This window comes from Clostridium pacaense (assembly GCF_020709765.2).
Taxonomy (GTDB): Bacteria; Bacillota; Clostridia; order Lachnospirales; family Lachnospiraceae; genus Enterocloster; species Enterocloster hominis.
In genome coordinates this window covers 25680-44794 of sequence record NZ_JAJFEB020000032.1, presented here as the reverse complement: position 1 = coordinate 44794, position 19115 = coordinate 25680, and the positions used below count along the sequence as shown (strand labels likewise).

At 48.0% G+C, this 19115-nt stretch carries 26 protein-coding genes; 20 read left to right on the top strand and 6 right to left on the bottom strand.

The window, feature by feature from the left end:
* Positions 1–219: 219 nt before the first annotated feature.
* The 4 genes from LK536_RS57175 to LK536_RS57160 form a co-directional block, all read right to left on the bottom strand.
* A complete protein-coding gene (locus tag LK536_RS57175) occupies positions 220–1356 on the bottom strand; it encodes a tyrosine-type recombinase/integrase (protein ID WP_227116882.1) in 1137 nt (378 codons plus the stop codon).
* A gap of 519 nt (positions 1357–1875) precedes the next feature.
* Positions 1876–2322, bottom strand: a complete 447-nt coding sequence (locus LK536_RS57170) for a DUF3862 domain-containing protein (protein WP_227116883.1) — start codon at positions 2320–2322, stop codon at positions 1876–1878.
* Positions 2323–2373: 51 nt separating this feature from the next.
* Positions 2374–3075 (bottom strand): ImmA/IrrE family metallo-endopeptidase, encoded by a 702-nt coding sequence (locus LK536_RS57165; protein ID WP_227116884.1) that lies wholly within the window; start codon positions 3073–3075, stop codon positions 2374–2376.
* A gap of 14 nt (positions 3076–3089) precedes the next feature.
* Positions 3090–3434, bottom strand: a complete 345-nt coding sequence (locus tag LK536_RS57160; protein WP_227116885.1) for a helix-turn-helix domain-containing protein — start codon at positions 3432–3434, stop codon at positions 3090–3092.
* A gap of 167 nt (positions 3435–3601) precedes the next feature.
* Here LK536_RS57160 and LK536_RS57155 point away from each other — a divergent pair, with 167 nt between their 5' ends.
* The 15 genes from LK536_RS57155 to LK536_RS57085 all read left to right on the top strand — a co-directional run bounded on the left by LK536_RS57155 (position 3602) and on the right by LK536_RS57085 (position 14871).
* Entirely contained in the window at positions 3602–3856 is a 255-nt protein-coding gene (locus LK536_RS57155) for a helix-turn-helix transcriptional regulator (protein ID WP_227116886.1), read from the top strand.
* 310 nt (positions 3857–4166) lie between these two features.
* Complete coding sequence (locus LK536_RS57150) at positions 4167–4364, top strand: hypothetical protein (protein WP_025483659.1); 198 nt, start codon at positions 4167–4169, stop codon at positions 4362–4364.
* A complete protein-coding gene (locus LK536_RS57145; RefSeq protein WP_227116887.1) occupies positions 4361–4627 on the top strand; it encodes a hypothetical protein in 267 nt (88 codons plus the stop codon). Before LK536_RS57150 ends, LK536_RS57145 begins: the two co-directional genes overlap by 4 nt.
* 15 nt (positions 4628–4642) lie before the next feature.
* The gene (locus tag LK536_RS57140) at positions 4643–4843 is read left to right on the top strand and encodes a hypothetical protein (protein ID WP_227116888.1); all 201 of its coding nucleotides are present in this window, start codon (positions 4643–4645) and stop codon (positions 4841–4843) included.
* 172 nt (positions 4844–5015) lie between these two features.
* Positions 5016–6296, top strand: a complete 1281-nt coding sequence (locus tag LK536_RS57135; protein ID WP_227116889.1) for an AAA family ATPase — start codon at positions 5016–5018, stop codon at positions 6294–6296.
* Positions 6296–6556, top strand: a complete 261-nt coding sequence (locus LK536_RS57130; protein WP_227116890.1) for a hypothetical protein — start codon at positions 6296–6298, stop codon at positions 6554–6556. Before LK536_RS57135 ends, LK536_RS57130 begins: the two co-directional genes overlap by 1 nt.
* 6 nt (positions 6557–6562) lie before the next feature.
* Positions 6563–7708, top strand: coding sequence for an ATP-binding protein (locus LK536_RS57125; RefSeq protein ID WP_227116891.1), 1146 nt, complete (start codon positions 6563–6565; stop codon positions 7706–7708).
* 13 nt (positions 7709–7721) lie between these two features.
* Positions 7722–8183, top strand: a complete 462-nt coding sequence (locus LK536_RS57120) for a DUF669 domain-containing protein (protein WP_227116892.1) — start codon at positions 7722–7724, stop codon at positions 8181–8183.
* Positions 8183–9766 (top strand): DEAD/DEAH box helicase, encoded by a 1584-nt coding sequence (locus tag LK536_RS57115; RefSeq protein ID WP_227116893.1) that lies wholly within the window; start codon positions 8183–8185, stop codon positions 9764–9766. Before LK536_RS57120 ends, LK536_RS57115 begins: the two co-directional genes overlap by 1 nt.
* Positions 9767–9780: 14 nt before the next feature.
* Positions 9781–11994 (top strand): AAA family ATPase, encoded by a 2214-nt coding sequence (locus tag LK536_RS57110; RefSeq protein ID WP_227116894.1) that lies wholly within the window; start codon positions 9781–9783, stop codon positions 11992–11994.
* Between the two features lie 347 nt (positions 11995–12341).
* On the top strand, positions 12342–12737 hold the full coding sequence (locus tag LK536_RS57105) for a RusA family crossover junction endodeoxyribonuclease (protein ID WP_227116895.1): 396 nt from the start codon (positions 12342–12344) through the stop codon (positions 12735–12737).
* Complete coding sequence (locus tag LK536_RS57100; RefSeq protein ID WP_227116896.1) at positions 12734–12979, top strand: hypothetical protein; 246 nt, start codon at positions 12734–12736, stop codon at positions 12977–12979. Before LK536_RS57105 ends, LK536_RS57100 begins: the two co-directional genes overlap by 4 nt.
* A complete protein-coding gene (locus LK536_RS57095) occupies positions 12976–13458 on the top strand; it encodes a hypothetical protein (protein WP_227116897.1) in 483 nt (160 codons plus the stop codon). The genes LK536_RS57100 and LK536_RS57095 overlap by 4 nt, the downstream gene beginning before the upstream one ends.
* 33 nt (positions 13459–13491) lie before the next feature.
* Positions 13492–13614 (top strand): hypothetical protein, encoded by a 123-nt coding sequence (locus LK536_RS57090; protein ID WP_264469852.1) that lies wholly within the window; start codon positions 13492–13494, stop codon positions 13612–13614.
* 129 nt (positions 13615–13743) lie between these two features.
* Positions 13744–14871, top strand: a complete 1128-nt coding sequence (locus tag LK536_RS57085) for a hypothetical protein (RefSeq protein ID WP_227797253.1) — start codon at positions 13744–13746, stop codon at positions 14869–14871.
* Here the strand turns inward: LK536_RS57085 and LK536_RS57080 are convergent.
* On the bottom strand, positions 14868–15269 hold the full coding sequence (locus LK536_RS57080) for a hypothetical protein (RefSeq protein WP_227116899.1): 402 nt from the start codon (positions 15267–15269) through the stop codon (positions 14868–14870). The genes LK536_RS57085 and LK536_RS57080 overlap by 4 nt on opposite strands.
* Positions 15270–15531: 262 nt before the next feature.
* On the opposite strand from LK536_RS57080, the gene LK536_RS57075 reads away from it, so the two are divergent.
* From LK536_RS57075 to LK536_RS57055, 5 genes are all read left to right on the top strand, one after another.
* Entirely contained in the window at positions 15532–15732 is a 201-nt protein-coding gene (locus tag LK536_RS57075) for a hypothetical protein (RefSeq protein ID WP_227116900.1), read from the top strand.
* Positions 15733–15849: 117 nt separating this feature from the next.
* Positions 15850–16350, top strand: coding sequence for a helix-turn-helix domain-containing protein (locus tag LK536_RS57070; RefSeq protein ID WP_331472332.1), 501 nt, complete (start codon positions 15850–15852; stop codon positions 16348–16350).
* A 474-nt stretch (positions 16351–16824) separates the two neighbouring features.
* Positions 16825–17733, top strand: a complete 909-nt coding sequence (locus tag LK536_RS57065) for a DUF6731 family protein (protein ID WP_227116902.1) — start codon at positions 16825–16827, stop codon at positions 17731–17733.
* Positions 17734–17739: 6 nt separating this feature from the next.
* Positions 17740–18306: a hypothetical protein gene (locus LK536_RS57060; RefSeq protein ID WP_227116903.1), complete on the top strand. Its 567-nt coding sequence runs from the start codon at positions 17740–17742 to the stop codon at positions 18304–18306.
* A gap of 89 nt (positions 18307–18395) precedes the next feature.
* Positions 18396–18722 carry a hypothetical protein gene (locus LK536_RS57055; RefSeq protein ID WP_227116904.1) on the top strand — a complete coding sequence of 109 codons (327 nt, stop codon included), beginning with the start codon at positions 18396–18398 and terminating at the stop codon, positions 18720–18722.
* 71 nt (positions 18723–18793) lie between these two features.
* On the opposite strand, the gene LK536_RS57050 is transcribed toward LK536_RS57055, so the two are convergent.
* Positions 18794–18985 (bottom strand): helix-turn-helix domain-containing protein, encoded by a 192-nt coding sequence (locus LK536_RS57050; RefSeq protein WP_227116905.1) that lies wholly within the window; start codon positions 18983–18985, stop codon positions 18794–18796.
* Between the last annotated feature and the right edge of the window lie 130 nt (positions 18986–19115).

Here is a 19115-nt window from a genome sequence, read left to right as displayed (position 1 = left end):
ACAGTAAAGTCACAAATGCACTGAAAAACCTTGTAAAACCGTACTTTTTAGGCCATAAATATTAACGACACTTTAATACGGAGTGGTTTTCAGAATGGTAGGATTTATATAAGATATGGGGTGAAAATGGTAGGTTTTATGCGGGTTTGCGGCATTTTTGAAACTTCCGGTTCCTACCGCTTTCTACCACGTTATTAGGGTTTATTGGTCACAATAAAGTCACAAATCAACGGTTATTTTTTCTATCTCTTTTTTCAGGTCTTCCATGTCGCGGTGGCCGTAGACCTTGTTGGTGATGTCGGCTTTGAATGAGTGCCCCATCATCCGTTTACGGTCGTTTTCTTTTACCTCATACTTTTCGCACAACATGGAGAATGTATGCCGGCAGTCATGTGGTGTATGCTTGGGGTCACCTGGGATTCCGAGCCGGTTCAGTAGCTCCTCCATTTGTTTCCTGAAATCCTTGTCGCTGCACGGAAGGAGCTTTCCATACTTTCCCATCCGGCGCCCGACCAAAGGGAGAATTGCAGAATGGATAGGAACGATACGCCCCTTACCAGCTTCCGTTTTCATTCCACCCATAAAATACTTTTCCGGCAGATTGACTTCAAGGCCAATGTATTCTGATATACGCCATCCGGAATAGCACATAATGAGAAGCATCTCTGCAGTTTCGTCAGTTTTGTTATCCCACAGGATTTTCAGGTCTGCGTCTGAGAAGGGCACACCATGTTCGTCATCGTCATCCCTTTTAATTTTAACATACTGACTATAGTCCTTATCGCACCACCCTTGACTGTCAGCATATTTATACATCTGCCTGTACAGATTCCTGATAAGTTCCAGGCTGGCATATTTTAGACCACAGGCATCCAGGTTATCCTGCAGGTCCTTTGTACGGAGTGCAGAAAACACTTTACCGTAGAGGGATGCACAGTTCTTATAAGCGGCCTTGATTGAATATTTAGTTGCCGCAGAGTATTTATTGCCTTCTGCAAATTTATCGGCATAGAATGCATCGTAGACCGCTGAGAAGGTCTTCTCAGGTTCCTCAGGTTCGATTCCCTTGACACGGTTGTAATCGGCCATGATTTTCCCTGCCAGGGAATCAAGGGTATCGGGGGTATTAGGCAGATTCAGGGCGGCCTCCATACCTGGGGTATAGGTACCTGCCTTGTAGGATGTGAGGATTATGAAACCCTTCATCCAGTCATCCACGTAACAGAGGGCCGGAGGCCGGTTCCCGTCAATGTCTGCCGGCGGGTGGACCGCATAGGGGTTCTTCCGGCTCTTGCCAAGGTATCGGATGGAGCCGTAGCCGTTGGGGAGCCTGGGATGTTTCTTTCGTTTTGGCATGATATCATTCCTTCCCGTTGCGATATCGCAACTGATTTTGGGTATAAATAATACGCCCCTTGCCAGGACGTTCCAGGAATGATATAATTCAGATGTTAGTTGACTATATCGTGCCGGAGCAGTCCGGTAAGAGAAATCTATGTGAGGGCGGCTCCTGCTGGTAACAGGGCCGCTTTCACATTTGACAATTTCCGTATATTTGGTATAATATACTTAACAAGACAGCCGGGAGATAGATTAAGCCTATCCGTCCTGGCGAATTATAACAACTTTAGTAAGTCGCCCATCCGGCCAAGGAGCAGGGCGGCTTACTTATTTTTCATGTTCAGGATTGCAACGATTAACAAGGCAACGCCTAATATAATCTGAAATTCCTCATATGTACTCATAAGCAACCATCCTTCCTGTCAAGACTCAGAACGAATGGCACGCACGCCCTCCCGGTTGCCCGGGTAAGGATATTATGTTGTCAGTGTGCCCCCTGTGCTACCTGCACAGGGGATTTTACCGTGTAAAATGTTATTTTAATCCGACTTGTGCTTTTCCGGATACAGAGTCATTGGTAAATGTCACATTGGCGTTGGAACCAGCTGTTCCATTGCCATACCAGGTTATGATTACAATCTTATAGCCGTTTGATTCAACTTGGGAAGAAACGGTTCCCTCGCTTCCCACGATTTCCTTGACCTCATCATAAGTCATACCAGTATCAATTTTATTATACTCATCTAAAGTGATATATTCAGATTCATCATTGACACCGGATACAGATTTCTGCAGTGAACTATTCATATTCATAGAGATTGCAAATCCTCCACAAACAAGAATTAAAAATATAAGTATTGTCATTAGACAACCATGTCGGCCCTTTAATGCTCTTTTACACACTGGGCATACTTTAGCCTTAGAGTCTATTTCCGACTGGCAGAACTTACATTTTTTTGTTGCAGATTTTTCTTTTCCCATACCTATTCCCTCTTTTCATTTGGTTTATTAAAAAGCCATAGGCTATTTTAATCATAAGTCATTCCCATAGAGCCACTTATTTTCTGCCATACCAAATCCCAAGTCTCCGCGCCATCTACTTAAGAATTTCATAAAATCGGAACGCTCATCGTTTTCCTTGTAATCTTCATCCACATAGCATTCCTTGGCTGGTTGGACAATACCTTGCCGGATTGGTACGAGTTCTACTTCTGGGAAAAAGATATGCTCAAGCTGTAGCTCCGGTTTTGTGGGCTTTCCAGTCGCACTGTAGGAGATGTTGCGGAACCATTCCTTGTAGGACAATAATGCTCGGTTGGCGGCCCGATAGGACAGGCCGAAAGCATCATGCAGCTGTTCCGCGTCCCGGTAGCCGTATTTATGTATCATGATACGCGGCGCCAGAAAGTGACTGGCAAAGTCATCAGCCTCATCATCGTTTTCTTTTGTATCTCCAACATGCCCCAATAGTATGTGACCAACTTCGTGCATTAACGTAAAACGTTGGCGATAAATATATGGGAAAGCATCATTGTAATAAATTTTCCCCTTTAATTTAAATGCATCATCACTTACCCTGTAACATTCCCGTTCCTTTTTGGCGGATAACTCAGAATACTTAAACAGGGGAATCTTTAATCTTTTTATGACTTCTATACAGTCAATAGGAAAACTTCTGATGCCGCATATTTCATACGCATCTAAGATAACGCGGAAAAAGTCGTATTGTTCCAAACAAAACCACTCCTTTAATCATCATCAGATAATAAAGTTCTGATGATATCCTGTTTTTGTTCGACCGTGAGTTTTTTTCCGTTCCTTGCAATAAGACTTTGGATATCCTCATAAGTTGGTTCATACAACCTTATCTGAGACTGGATTACCGTGGTGTCTTTCTTACGTCCCAAAAGATAATCTATATCTACATTAAAAAAATCAGCAATTTTTTCTAGAGTCTCGAAATCGGGTTCTCTATTCCCATTTTCATACATACTGATAGAACTTCTTGAGATTTCTAATGCCTCTGATAAATCTGCTTGAGAATATCCACGAGTCTGTCGTAGTAATTTAAATATTTTATTAAATTCTCCCATGGTTACACCTCGCTTCTATACTAAATGATATCACAATTTGTGAACGTTGTAAAGAAAGAATGACACACTTTGTAATAAAAATCTGTTTTACGTATTGACACGAAGTGTAAACGGTGGTATAACATGAACAGACACGATATGTGTCAGAATGGAAAGGAGGTGAATCTATGGATGCCGAGGCTATTTCTAAACGCCTTATACAACTAAGGGGTGAGAAAACCCAGGAAGAAGTTGCAAAAGCTGTCGGAATCAGCAAGTCTGCTTTATCAATGTACGAAAATGGTAGCCGGATACCGCGAGATGAAATAAAAATTCGGATAGCAAAGTATTACCATAAAAGTGTGCAGGCCATTTTTTTTAACAATAATGACACGAAATGTGACATGAGGGAAAGTGAAACAAACACACGTTCGATTCGATAAATATACCACTATGAGGGACGTGTGTCAACTGGAAAAGGAGGGTGAGAGAGGATGATATCAGTTTCGGACTTGAATCAAATGTCAAATTTGACACTTATAAGTATTTATAAAAGTCTGAACTATTGGGAATGGACACCATTGCTCGGGGAAAAACCGGCTGGGTGGGATGAAATGCCGAATTATAAAAAAACCACTATGGGCGAATGTCAGACTAAAGATGCTATCATTCGCCCATATATGAGGGCGGCGCTGTCACAGTTTATGTAGTAGGCGTGTGTCAATGGGAAGATAAGGAAAGGAGGGGGGAGAGGTGGCAAAAGCATACATGAGTCCAGAAGAAGCCGCTCCGTTGTTGGGGATAAGCCCGAAAGATATCAGAAGAAACATGCGGAATGGGGCGCTGGATTTGGGGCTGGCATTAGACCCCAAAAAAACTGGACGAAAGAACTGGAAGTTTAAAATCTATCCAGCAAAACTATACAAAATCACAGGAGGGCAGGAGCAATGACGAGAGCAACCGAGTTAACCATCCGCGCCAAGGCGGCCATCCGATACCCTGGCTGGCGCTTGGACATCGTAGGCCCCACCACTGCAGTGCTTACCAATGTGATGGGCAGACGGCGGACGGTCACGCTCCGGCGGCGCAGGAAGCGGTATGACGGTCCGTGGATGCGGCTGGCCAAGCGGCTGGTGCCCATGGTCATCTGGGGAGTGGGGATGTGGATGGTGTCCATTGTAATCATGGCATGGGCGCTGGGGGTGAGACTATGAAAGGAGGTGAGAAAGATGATGAAGAAGGCAAAGAGCATCGCGGAGTATGCAGTCCGTAGCTGGCTTGAGGAGCGTTTCAACATGCGGTACCCGAAACTGGCCGTGGAGAATAACGAAGCCATGGTGGAGGACGAAGTAGGGAACACACTCCGGCTGGTGTACAACAATGATACCCAGTCCGTATACATCAAGGACTTAGGGGACGGAGGGCTATGATGAACGATGTGTGCAGGACATGTCAGTACAGGAACAGGTACCCGGAGCGGAGCCGGATGATACCGTGCCGGTCATACAAAAAATGGACCCAGACGGGTGGAGCCGTCCGGAGTCCAGGTAACTAAAACTTATTTACACCCTTAGTATAAGGGATTCTTGGAGGAAATGCAAGATGTCAATGAAGATTAACAAGCTTGAGATTGAGAATGTAAAACGTGTCAAAGCCGTAAAGATTGAGCCATCAGCTAACGGCCTGACCATCATCGGAGGTAAGAACAACCAGGGGAAGACGTCCGTGCTGGATGCCATAGCCTGGACATTGGGAGGGGAGCGCTTCAGGCCATCGCAGGCCTCCAGGGAAGGCTCCACCATCCCACCTAACCTTAAAATCGTCATGAACAACGGCCTGGTCGTGGAGCGCAAGGGGAAGAACAGCAGCCTTAAGGTGACGGACCCAAGTGGCCAGAAGGCCGGGCAGCAACTCCTGGATGGGTTCGTGGAACAGCTGGCCCTAAACCTTCCGAAGTTCATGGAGGGAAGCAGTAAAGAAAAGGCAAACACCCTGCTGCAGATTATAGGGGTCGGCCCCCAGCTGGTGGAACTGGAGCGTCAGGAGAAGGAGATGTTCAACGAGCGGACCTACATAGGCCGGACGGCAGACCAGAAGGAGAAGTACGCCAAGGAACAGCCGTATTTCCCGGATGTACCATCCACCCCCATATCCGCATCCGAACTTATCCGTCAGCAGCAGGAGATCCTGGCGCGGAATGGGGAGAACCAGAGGAAACGGGAACGGCGCCATCAGCTGGAGCAGGAATACCAGAAGGTCACGGAGCAGATACAGGCCCTGCTGCAGGAACAGTCCCGGCTTGAGGAGGACCTTAAGGTGGCCAGGGAAAGCGCTGAGGACCTTGTGGACCAGTCCACGGCAGAGCTGGAGCAGAACATTGCGGATATTGAGGAAACCAACCGTAAGGTACGGGCAAACCTGGATAAGGACAAGGCCGAGGAGGATGCCAAGGACTATAGGGCGCAGTACAACGCCCTCACCACCAGGATAGAGGCGGTAAGGGAACAGAAGATTGAACTGTTAAAGGGAGCCGACCTCCCGCTTCCCGGCCTGTCCGTGGAGGAAGGGGAACTTATCTATAACGGCCAGAAATGGGACAACATGTCCGGGTCCGAACAGCTCAAGGTCTCCACAGCCATTGTACGCAGGCTTAACCCCAACTGTGGTTTTGTACTCCTGGACAAGCTGGAACAGATGGACCTGGACACCCTGCAGGAGTTTGGGAAGTGGCTGGAACAGGAAGGCCTGCAGGCAATTGCAACCAGGGTAAGCACGGGAGATGAGTGCAGCATCATAATCGAGGACGGCTATGTGTCAGGGCAGGATGTGCCGGCAGCCCCTGAGCCACCGAAACAGACAGGGTGGAAGGCAGGCGATTTTTAATGGCAGATACATATTACGAAATCAAACCACAGTTCAGATGGATGGCTGACTATCTGGAGAATGAGACCGGCCTGCAGTATCAGTTCTACAATGCGGGTATCCAGGTCAACGTGACTGACAGGAAAGGGGCCGTACACTCCTATTACCCAACAACCGGCACATGTATATTCCGTCAGGTTGGCAGACGTATGGGCAGAACGGAGCGCGGCAGGACCTTCTACCAGTTTGTTGATACGGTCCAAAAAATTGAGAAGGAGTGAAGATAGATGGAAATCATCAAAGGAAAGATACCCGGGGCAAAAAAGGTGGTCGTATATGGCCCGGAGGGGATAGGGAAGTCCACATTCGCATCCATGTTCCCGGACCCGCTCTTCATTGACACGGAGGGTTCGACCAAGGACATGGATGTGGCCCGGACACCAACGCCCAGCAGCTGGATGATGCTCATGGAACAGGTAATGGAGGTCAGACGCACACCAGGCCTGTGCAGGACACTGGTCATTGACACGGCAGACTGGGCGGAGATGCTCTGCATCACCCAGATATGCGACAAGAACCATAAGGGCAGTATTGAGGACTTCGGATATGGAAAGGGGTATACATTTGTCCAGGAGGAATTCGGACGGCTCCTGAACCTGTTAGAGGAAGTGGTCAGGACCGGCGTCAATGTCGTGCTGACAGCCCATGCAAAGATGAGGAAATTCGAACAGCCGGACGAACTTGGGGCCTATGACCGCTGGGAGATGAAGCTGACCAAGCAGACATCCCCCATGGTGAAGGAATGGGCCGACATGGTGCTGTTCTGTAACTATAAGACGTTCGTGGTCAATGTGGATGGACAGGGAGCCCAGAAGGGGAAGAACAAGGCCCAGGGCGGGAAACGCGTCATGTACACCACCCACCACAGCTGCTGGGATGCCAAGAACCGATATGGACTTCCGGATGAGGTGCCGTTTGAATATGACAGCATCCGCCATATCATTGAGGGACAGGCCACTACGCCCCCGGTTGCTGACAGGATGACGGGACATGATGGAACAGACACAACCCCTCCTAAAAGCAGCCAGTCCCCAACAAAGGAAACAGCTTCTAACAAGGACAAGGGCAGGACGGAGCCTGCAAAAGAAACGGAAACAGCGCCACCAGCTGATGATGGACCCATGAACCCGCCTGGACCATCCGATGTGGATGAACGCATCCCGAAGAACCTGCGTGACCTCATGGTGGCCAACCAGGTGGATGAGTGGGATGTGCAGGCCGTGGTTGGGGCAAAGGGGTATTTCCCAGATGATGTCCCTATATGGAATTATCCAAAAGATTTTATTGATGGATGCCTGGTGGCCCGCTGGAGCGACAAGGTATATCCAATAATTAAGGAAATGAAGGAAAAAGACGGATTGGTGTTTAATTAGGAGGTAAACAGATATGGCAGACATGAACGAGGCATTAGGCAGGGAATTAGGCTGGGATGACCAGATAGAGAATGATGGGGCGGACTTTGAACCGTTACCGGACGGTGAGTATGATTTTGAGGTCAGGACCATGGAACGCGGGCGGTTTGCCGGGAGTGACAAGATGGCGGCCTGCAACAAGGCGACCATTGACTGTATCATCAAGGACGCCGAGGGGAAGGAACATCATGTGTACGATGACCTCATCCTGAACAGCAAGATGGAGTGGAAGTTATGCCAGTTCTTCCTGTGCATCGGACAGCGTGCGAAAGGGGAGAAGCTGAAACCCAGATGGAATGAGGTGGTCGGTTCCACCGGAAGGTTTAAGATATATCTGAATGAATATACGGACAAGAATGGGAAGCCACGCAGGAACAACAAGGTGGACGAGTATCTTGCGCCGCAGCCGAAGCAGTTCAAGGCTGGTGATTTTTAATGGAACTGAGACCATACCAGTCTGAAGCGAAGGCAGCCATCTTTGAGGAGTGGGACAAGGGCGTCCTTAAGACGATCCTGGTCCTTCCGACAGGTTGCGGCAAGACCATAGTTTTTGCGAAGGTGGCCGAGGACTGTGTCCGCCGTGGGGACCGGGTGCTGATCCTGGCCCACCGGGGCGAACTACTGGACCAGGCGGCGGACAAGATCGCAAAGACAACGAAACTGGGATGTGCCACGGAGAAGGCGGGGCAGTCATGCCTGGGCAGCTGGTTCCGGATTGTGGTCGGTTCCGTCCAGACCCTGATGAGGGAGAAACGGCTGGGACAGTTCCCGGCCGGTTATTTCAATACCATCATCATTGACGAGGCCCACCACTGCATATCAGACAGCTACCGGAAGATACTGGACCATTTTGACAGCGCCAAGGTCCTGGGTGTGACAGCGACACCGGACCGTGGGGACATGCAGAACCTGGGTCAGGTGTTTGACAGCCTGGCCTATGAATATACCCTCCCCAAGGCCATCAAGGGTGGATACCTGTCACCCATCAAGGCGCTGACCATACCGTTGAAGCTGGACCTGTCAGGCGTGGCGATGCAGTCCGGGGACTTCAAGGCCGGGGATATCGCGACAGCCCTTGACCCGTACCTGTACCAGATTGCGGACGAGATGGGAAAGTACTGTAAGGACCGGAAGACCGTGGTATTCCTCCCGCTGGTGAGGACCAGCCAGAAATTCAGGGACATCCTGATTGAAAAGGGATTCAGGGCCGCCGAGGTCAACGGGGAAAGTAAGGACCGGGCGGAGGTACTGGAAGCATTTGACCGCGGGGACCATAACGTCCTGTGCAACTCCATGCTGCTGACCGAAGGGTGGGACTGCCCATCCGTTGACTGTATCGTGGTACTGAGGCCGACCAAGGTCAGGAGCCTGTACAGCCAGATGGTAGGGCGTGGAACCCGGCTGCATCCCGGTAAGGAGCATCTGCTGCTCCTGGACTTCCTGTGGCATACGGAACGCCATGAACTATGCCATCCGGCAGACCTCATCTGTACGGACCGGGAAGTGGCGCAGAAGATGACCGAAAACATGGAGGAGGCCTGCGGCTGTCCGATGGATATAGAGGAAGCGGAAAACAAGGCATCCAAGGATGTGATTGCGGAACGCGAGGAGGCCCTGGCCAAGCAGCTTGCGGAGATGAAGAACAGGAAGAAGAAGCTGGTCGACCCGCTGCAGTATGAGATGAGCATCCAGGCGGAGGACCTGAGCAGCTATGTCCCGGCATTCGGATGGGAGATGGCGCCGCCGACCGATAGGCAGAAGGCAGCCCTTGAGAAACAGGGCATACTGCCGGACCAGATTGACAACGCGGGTAAGGCCGCGAAATTACTTGACCGCCTGGACATGCGGAGGAGGGAAGGGCTATCATCCCCCAAACAGATACGCTGCCTGGAGAAATATGGCTTCCAGCATGTAGGTACCTGGCAGAAGGAGGACGCAAAGAACATGATAGACCGGATAGCCGCCATGGGATGGAACCGTGTCCCGTCAGGCATTGACCCAAGGAACTATACGCCGTAGGAGGGACATGTAGCATGGACAATAACCAGTATGACCTGTTGGAGGTCTTGAACAGCATAGAGCCGGCGGGGCTGGATTACCAGCAATGGCTGAATGTCGGCATGGCCCTGGACCAGGAGGGCTATGGCGTGGATATATGGGATGCCTGGAGCCAGAAAGACCCCGGCAGGTATCATCCTGGGGAATGCCAGAAAAAATGGAATGGTTTCCACGGTCATGGAACGCCGGTGACGGGAGGCACCATCGTACAGTATGCCAGGGAGCAGGGATGGACCCCGTCCCATGACCCGGGCCAGGCCCTGGACTGGGACGATACCATCTCATCGGATGGCATCATCGTGGATACGGACTGGGTGGAAGGCCGTGACGTGAAGGAACCGGACAGCTGGGACCCAGTGAAACAGCTCATCACTTATCTGGAGACCCTGTTCGAAGCCGGGGAGAATGTCGGATATGTGGTAAAGAGCTGGAAGAAGGATGAGAAGTGGATCCCGGCAGACAGAGGCGCTTACGACCGCACGGCTGGCCAACTGATTGAGGCATTGTCCAGCTGCAACGGTGATATCGGAAGCGTGCTGGGGGATTACAACCCGAAGGCAGGGGCCTGGATACGTTTCAACCCTATGGATGGGATGGATGTCAAGGACAGGAACGTGGCTGACTACCGCTACTCCCTGGTGGAGTCGGATGGGATGGACATTGAGAAGCAGCACGCCATCATAAGGGAACTTGAACTTCCGGTGGCATGCCTGGTCCATAGCGGGAAGAAGAGCCTGCACGCCATCGTGCGGGTGGATGCGGCTGACTTCATGGAATATAAGAAGCGCGTGGACTACCTATATACCATCTGCAAAAAGAACGGCCTTGAGATAGACCCGCAGAATAAGAACCCTTCCAGGCTGTCCAGGATGCCAGGCATCATCCGCGGGGGACATAAGCAGTTCCTGATGGATACCAATATCGGGAAAGCGAACTGGGCCGAGTGGAAGGAATGGATTGAGTCCGTCAATGATGACCTGCCGGACCCGGAGAGCCTGGAGGATGTCTGGGATGACCTCCCGGAACTGGCACCATGCCTAATTGATGGCGTGCTCCGCCAGGGCCATAAGATGCTCATAGCCGGGCCGTCCAAGGCCGGTAAGTCCTTCCTGCAGATTGAGATGTGCATCGCAATCGCCGAGGGGCGTGAGTGGCTGGGATGGAAGTGTACCCAGGGGCGGGTCATGTACGTGAACCTGGAGCTGGACCGGGCAAGCTGCCTGCACCGTTTCAGGGACGTATACCAGTCCCTGGGATATAAGCCTGATAACCTCAGGAACATCGATATCTGGAACCTGCGTGGGAAGTCCAGGCCCATGGACAAACTGGCGCCGATGCTCATACGCAGGGCCGCCAAGAAGAACTACATAGCCATCGTGATTGACCCCATCTATAAGGTCATCACCGGTGACGAGAACAGCGCGGACCAGATGGCCAATTTCTGTAACCAGTTCGATAAGGTCTGCACGGAGCTGGGCGTGGCGGTCATCTACTGCCATCATCACAGTAAGGGCGGCCAGGGCGGGAAGAAGGCCATGGACCGGGCATCCGGTTCCGGTGTGTTTGCCCGCGACCCGGATGCCATGCTGGATATGATAGAGCTGGAACTGTCTGAGGATGTGCTGAAGGCCGGGGAGGACAAGGCGGTGTGCGCGGTCTGCAGGCAGTACCTGGATGCCCATTTCAAATGGGAGGATGACCTGTCAGACGATGATTTATGTAGCAGTTACCAGATGCTTAAATACTGTGAGGAGAATCTTGATAAGTGGCAGTGGGAGGCCCTGCAGCGCATCGTGGAGGCCGCTAAGACAAGGGCCAGGGCCGTGACGGCCTGGCGCATCGAGGGGACACTGAGGGAGTTCCCGAAGTTCCCTGCAGTCAACCTATGGTTTGATTACCCGTGCCACAGAGTGGACACCGTAGGCGTCCTGGGGGACATACAGCCAGAAGCAGATAGTCCCGGCTGGCAGAAGAATTTCAAGAAGAAACGGACGCCGGAGCAGGCAAAGAAGGACCGGATGGATAGCCTGGAAGAGCAGTATGAGTCCTTAAAAAGTTTTAATCAGGATGGAAAAGTGACCGTGAAGGAACTTGCGGAGAGCATGGGGACGACCGAAAAAACAGTCCGGAACCGGATAAAGGAGCATGGAGGATTCTGGATTGATGAGGGGAATGTGGGTAAAAAGTAGAAGGAAAAACACGGAGGGAAGTCATATCCCTGTGAAGGAAAAAATCGAAGGGAAACAATTTCCCTTACAAGGAAAACTTCGATAAATTTCCCTTTCCCTTTTAAAGTGAAAAACCCGAAAATTACCGAGAATTTCCCTATGAGGGAAAAAGTCGATAAAATACCGGGTTTTTCCGAGGGAAGGAAAATGGTACCCCCTAAAGGGGGTAATATATACATTTTCCCTGACGGTCAAAGGGGGAAAGAAAGGCGGGCTTAAGCGCTGCCCGCCGTCCTTCCTTCCCCTGTCCTTTGACAAAAGAGATTTTCAAAATAAAGTTTGATGTATTACTTTAAAGAGGTGAAGCGATGATGATTGATTTTTTCATGGCAATGGAACCTCCCACCTGCACCCACCAAGAGAAGCAGGTGCATGTGGTGAAGGGAAAGCCGGTATTCTATGAGCCGGCAGAGCTGAAGGTGGCCAGGGCGAAGCTGAGGGCGCACATGTCCAGGCACGTACCTGAGGAACCGGCCCAGGGCGCACTCCGGCTGACAACCTGGTGGTGCTTCCCACTCCAGGGCGGCCATCGGGACGGTGAGTATAAGACCAGTAAGCCAGATACGGACAACCTGGTCAAGATGATTAAGGATGTCATGACGGACCTTGGGTTCTGGAAGGATGATGCGCAGGTGGCCAGTGAGGTAATCTGCAAGTACTGGGCAAAGCAGCCCGGAATCTATGTGAGGGTGGAAAGCCTATGACCCTGGATGATGTGGTAATCCTGAGTGATCAGGACGTTAAGGGGATATACAACGATGTCTATAGCGGGTTCTGGCGCCAGTATAAGAACCCTCCGGACTGGCAGTCCCCAGAATGGGAGGATGTGGTGAAGCGGGAGAAGATGCTGCGGGAGAGGTACCGGTCCTGCCCGCTGGTACTGCACATGCTCCAGGACCTGATGGACCAGCTGGAAGCCAGGAGTAAGAGGAGGATTGGAAAATGATATGTGATACGGTCAGTATGACGTCAGAGATTAATGAGGACGAACAGAACATGGTCCCTATCCGTTACCTGGAACTGGATGGGGAACTTAAGGAAATCCATTCATGCTATGGTGACATCATCATCATCATAAATGCAATGGCTGATTACGCCGGGTTATTGGATGACTACCGCATGATGTATCCGGAAAGGCTGAATGCATTCCAGTCCATGACCTACGAATACCAGGCTAACCGCTGCAGGAAAATCCAGAAATCCCTGGAACAGCAGATGGGATACGACCGGTATAAGGCCATCGAGAAATGCCAGAAGCGCCGTGCCAGACAATCAGATGATGATGTGGGTGAGGAGGCCCTGGTACTTCTCGCCAGGAAGAATGCGAATGAGGAGCGGAAGAAGGAGGAAGCACGGAATCCTTCAGGACCTGTTAAGGAGAAGGCAAAGCCAAAGGAACTAGAAGGGCAGTTGAGCTTTCTGTAAATTGTTACCGTAAATCATTATAAGGAGAATGCAATGAAAGAGAAGATTAAGAAATACATTGAGGACATGGCCACCTGTATATTTATCGGAGTGTGGATTGGAGCGGGCTGTGCAGTAGGGTTCTGGGCAGTGACAGTTATGTATTTGGGACACTAAAATCGTAATTTAAGAGATGAGGGTATCGAGAAAAGGAATAAAGATTTTGCTACGGAAGTTGTAAATAAAATTTAGAAGGGAGTAAAGAGGTTTGCGGCCGCAATAAATCCGGATTTACTCCAACCAATCATGGAAAAGACAGAATTAACCACAGAAGAGTGGAAAGAAGAGAAAAAAAAGAAGAAAGCCCAGATGGTAGCCATGCAGGCCTTGCCCTATGAGGTGAAGATAAAGCAGGCAGAATTACGGGCTAGGGAGTACATAGAGAAACTGGACGACATGGAACTGAACGCCCATGTGAGCGTTGGTGGGCTGGACAGTATTGTGCTGTTGCTGTTTCTGCGGAAGATTGGCATAGACGTTCCGGCCATATCGGTATCAGCACTGGAGGATAAGAGCATCCAGCGGATACATCGGGAACTAGGAGTGATACCGATAGCCCCGGGAAAACCCAAGATACAGATTTTACAGGAGTATGGATTCCCGGTCATCTCAAAAAAGGTTGCAGGTAGGATTGATACACTGCAACGCCCAACTGAGAAAAATAAGACTGTACGTCATGCCATCATTACTGGCGAGTGTGGTGTCCAGGGGCATTATGCCAAGAACAGTCGCATGAAATTACCACAGAAATGGCTGGAACTATTCGCGGGATATGAAAATGAGAATGAAGGTGTGAATTATAGGATTGCACCTTTCAAGGTCAGTAACAAGTGTTGCTTATACATGAAAGAACAGCCTTGCGACAAGTGGGCAAAAGAACACAAGAGCCGGCCCTACCTGGGGCTGATGGCGTCAGAAGGGGGGCAGCGGGAGGAAGCGTTGACAGAACACGGTTGTAACTATTTCGGCAAGGGGGTTATCCGTAGTGCGCCATTTGCGCCATTCCTGCGCCAGGATATCTTGCAGCTGGCTCTTGACCTGGAGGCACCGGTACCGGAGATATACGGCACCATCGAGCGCAGGCCAGATGGAACCCTGTACACCACAGGGGCGCAGCGGACCGGGTGCAGCATGTGCGGATTTGGCGTACACATGGAGACGCGACCACATCGGTTTGACCAGTTGCGAGTCAGGAATCAGAAAGAATGGGAGTTTTGGATGTACCGCTGTTGTACGGACCCAGAGACTGGAGAGAAATTCGGTTGGGGCCGGGTGCTGGATTACATCGGCGTTGAGTGGGAGAATGTACCGGATGGAGTAGACTTGCCTGGGCAGATAGATTTTTTTACAGGCGGGTTTATTTCTCAAAATTAGCGTTTTGTGATTATATTCCAAATTTTTTTGATAGCAGCACAGCCCGAATAGATGGCAAGAGCCGTGATGTTACCCATGAATGCTATTAAAAAATATGTATAATACAGAAATGATATTACTGATATGTAGTTAAAAAGCCCATCTTTTGCGGTACTATCAAGAATCGCCAAGGGAATACATAAAAACGAACATACAAAACAATAAGAAAAAGGAGATTTCCTTTTGCGTAGACCATAAACAAAAGAAATCAAGAAGCAACCTAATGGAATATAACCAAAAAACAGCGCCTCCTCATAAGCAAAAATATCGGCATCTACAAAGATATATTTTAAAATCATATAACCCGTTACGGGTAAAACATAAAGGTTTAGAAGATGTGATAATAAATACCATTTCATATTTTCACCTCCTGAATTTATCTATATTGTATCATTTTATGTATTAATAAGTTAGGTGTCATATGTCATTTTGAATATGACATTTGTAATTGTCTATAAGGCGTGCTGCATGGGGAGCGTATCTACAGTATGAATGGCAAGCTGTACCGATAAAAAAAGATGTGGTAAGAGGATTCACCGATGCGGATGCATCAGTGTTTCGATTTGTAAATGGGAAAGTTGTTCCCTTAAACTGATATTTTCGATATGAAGGAGGCGTCGGATGAGAAAGAAAGCAGATAGTAAGCAGGCCAAGGCCAACAAGGTCTTGCGGGCATCGGCCGTGGCGGCATCGGCTGAATCAGCCATCCGGGAACCGCCGCCGGACACGTGGCCTGTCAGGATGCCGGCCTATGCATACACCAGCCTGTGCCCGGACCCGGAACTGCGCAGACCGCCGATGAGGGGTGATACGGTACTATGAGACAGTGCTACATAGACAACGGGCACCACAGCTGTGATGGACAGCGCAACAATAAGGGCAGGATACGGTACGGGTGTTGGGCGTGTCCGTACCTGGATGTGGGAGGAGGTGATGCCGATGAAACAGGCAGAAGCGTTGGAGGAGGTGGCCAGGCTGGCCGCGAAGGAAGCCCTTAAGGAGCATGAGAAGCAGCTCCGGAGGGAAAAGAGAATAAAGGTATTCCAGAACACCAAGAAGCTGATGGAGAATTATAACCGCATTTGTCAGAGCGTGGAGGAGGGGGTGGCAGAACTGTCCGACATGGATAATGGCGATGAACTGGAGGAGTTCACGGAGGAAGATATCTTTATTAACAGCATCCTCAAGAGTAAGCTCCGGAGTATTGTCATGATAGGACACATAGACAAGTGCCTGCAACTCCTGGAGGACGAGGAGTGCCGAAAGAATACGCATGAGAAGTATCTGGCATTCAAGTATTTCTATCTGGATGGGATGACATATGAGAGTATTGCAGAGATTTATGGATATGGGGAACGGACGGCCAGACGGTGGATAACAGAGCTTACGGGAATACTCAGCGTATATCTCTTTGGGGCGGATGCCCTCATGTTGGATTAGGGGCTTGACAGGAGCGTGTCAAAATCATGTCCTTGTCATGTCCGCTTGGACGATTTATAATTGTAATATGCAAAATTGGATGAAGCGGAAAAGCCTTCAATTTTGTTATCCTCCCCATTGATAACGGCCGCCAGGTGTCATACCCTGGTGGCTGACTAACCGGTTATGTGTAATCCCTCATAAGATAGACCTGTACTTTAACGGGGCAATGCCGCAGGGTACGCGAGCGGTGAGGTATCTGGTTTCATCCCCCATGACGTTTTCCAGATACGATTAGGACATCCTAGAAATAAGATGTCCTTTTTATTATTTGACCCTTGACTCGACAGAACATATGTTCTATACTTTGGTTACGAAGAGAAGATATGGGTATGTTTTTGTAAGATTTGTGGAATTGGGAGGGGGATATTTGTATATTCTTTCCATTCGGCGTGTGATATAATGTAAGAAAAACGTCGAATTGGGGAGAACGATATGGATGGAAAAAGAGTCACTATTAAGTATCAGTATTATCAGCTGTGTACAATTATAGGAGATGAAACAACGGAATATACTTATGATTTACGTGAATGGATAGGGAGGCTAAAATCACTTTCGTTGCAAGATCGTATAAAAGATATTGATGGAATTAGTGGGCGCCTTGAAAATATTGCTTTAGTGCATAATGATGAGTTTTATGTATTGAATTTTATGCGTTTAGATGTTGTAAGTAATACATATGTATTGGCTCCAGACACAATGGCTCGCCATGTGGATCTTGGAGAAAATGAGTATATTGGGAAGAATACAGTTGTATTGTATGATCCAAGATATCATGTTGCAATGGTTCAATGCAATCGAGGTAGTTATGGAACATTTGCTTTACAAAGCTATGTGAATAGTTTTATTGGGGATGGTAATCTATGCTATTTCAGGCCAATTGACTATGACTATGACAATGTTGATTTGTTAAAAAAACAATTTTTGAAACTGGATGTTCGTTTTGCTAATACCCGCAGTTTAGTATCTAAGAATAGCAAAACGTTTGAGGATATTATTAAATTATGTAATCAGGTGGAATGCAAGACGGCACATCTTGAATTTGGCTTGGGATATAATTATGGTCATCATGATGAGTTGGAGGCTGAAACGATGCAAGGAATAGTTCGGGAAATAAGGAGTGGAGATAACCGAGAATTAATTTCTTCTGCCCGAATAACATTGAGTGATGATCAAAAGTCGGAGGTATTTGATTTATTACAAAATATCTTAAATGATAAGATTAATTATAAGGTTCCGCCAAGAGGGGAGTTGTCCTTCTATACGCTTTCTAAAGAGATGTCTAAAAAATATAGTGAAGGAGGCTCAAGGGCACAAATAGCTAATTTATTAAAAAAAGGGTGAGGTTAAATGAATGAAATAGGGGGTAAAGGAGATTTTCATGCTTTTTGGTATTCACATTATGCTTTAATAATTCCAATGACTATAATAAGCATTTTACTTTTTGCCGAAGTCAAACAAAAAATCCAGATTTTACAAATATGTAAAAATTCGTTATTCAGTGATATGCTTACAGCATTGATAACGTGCATGTCAATTATTATCAGCATATTTGGTTTTTTAATCCCTTCTTTAATATCGGCTAAAAATGATACCATGGTCAAATATTTTATTGAAAACGCTAATATGGATGTATTCGTAGGTAAAATAAAAAGTGTGGTATTGTCTGGGCTTAGTGGTATTTTGTTGTCAGTTTTACTTTATCTAAGTGACGATTTTGGACAAGAAGTATTAAAGATAGTGATTTTTCTATGGATAGGGATTATTTTTAACTTTGCATGTAATTCTTATAGATTTATTAGCATAATTATTAGTCTGTTGCTTAGTGAGAAGAAAAAAGTTAATGAGAAAGTATGTGCTAATGAAATATCAGAAGAATCTGTGAAAGAGATTAATGAGAATTTACCGAGGTTCTAAATGTGTTGCCGGATAAAAATTTGGCAGGGGATTTTCTTATGTCAGATTTTGGTGTATGATAATAGAAAAAAGATTGTGGGGGTATTTACATGGAAAGCTGGACAGATATTAATCGGCAAGAGTTTTTGAGCGACATAAAAAATGAATATTTAAATTTGAGAAATAAGAAGCTAGAAGAGTACGAAGATTTAAAAGACCTCTTTAATAAAAAAAGAGAAGATGTTGCCCAAAAAGAAGTGTTGTGGGAATTGTCAAAAGAGTTTGAGCGCGATTCAAAAATTGAGGAAGCTTATGCGCAACTAAATGATGCTTTAAAGAGTTTTAGAGAGTTAGAGCAAAATCCAGAGCTGTTGGCAAAGAAGCGAAGCCTTGAAAGTCATATCTCGTGGTTAAATGATATTGTCAGTCGTTGTTAATTACATACTATAAGATTAAGGGCCACCTCCGGGCGGCTCTTTTACATACCCCAAAACAAACAAAAGGCAGCCTATTCGGCCGCCTCATCCCTACAGAGTTCATCCAGTGTGACGCCCAAGGCATCCGCCAGTTTGATTGCAGTATCTACCTTGCAACGGTCAAACCTCTCTATGTCTTCGATTGTCCGTTGTGGTACGTTGGCCAATTCGGACAGGGCACGGATGCTTAAGCCATGGTTATTTCTTATCTTTTTTAAGTTCATGGTATGACCTCCTTATCCTGGGGAGTGTACAGCACAGTACATAAATGGAGCAGCATATCACAAGAATGCATGACGGGATGGACCAATCTGTACCGAGGGCGTAAATAAGGGTGAATATTAATAGTACTGT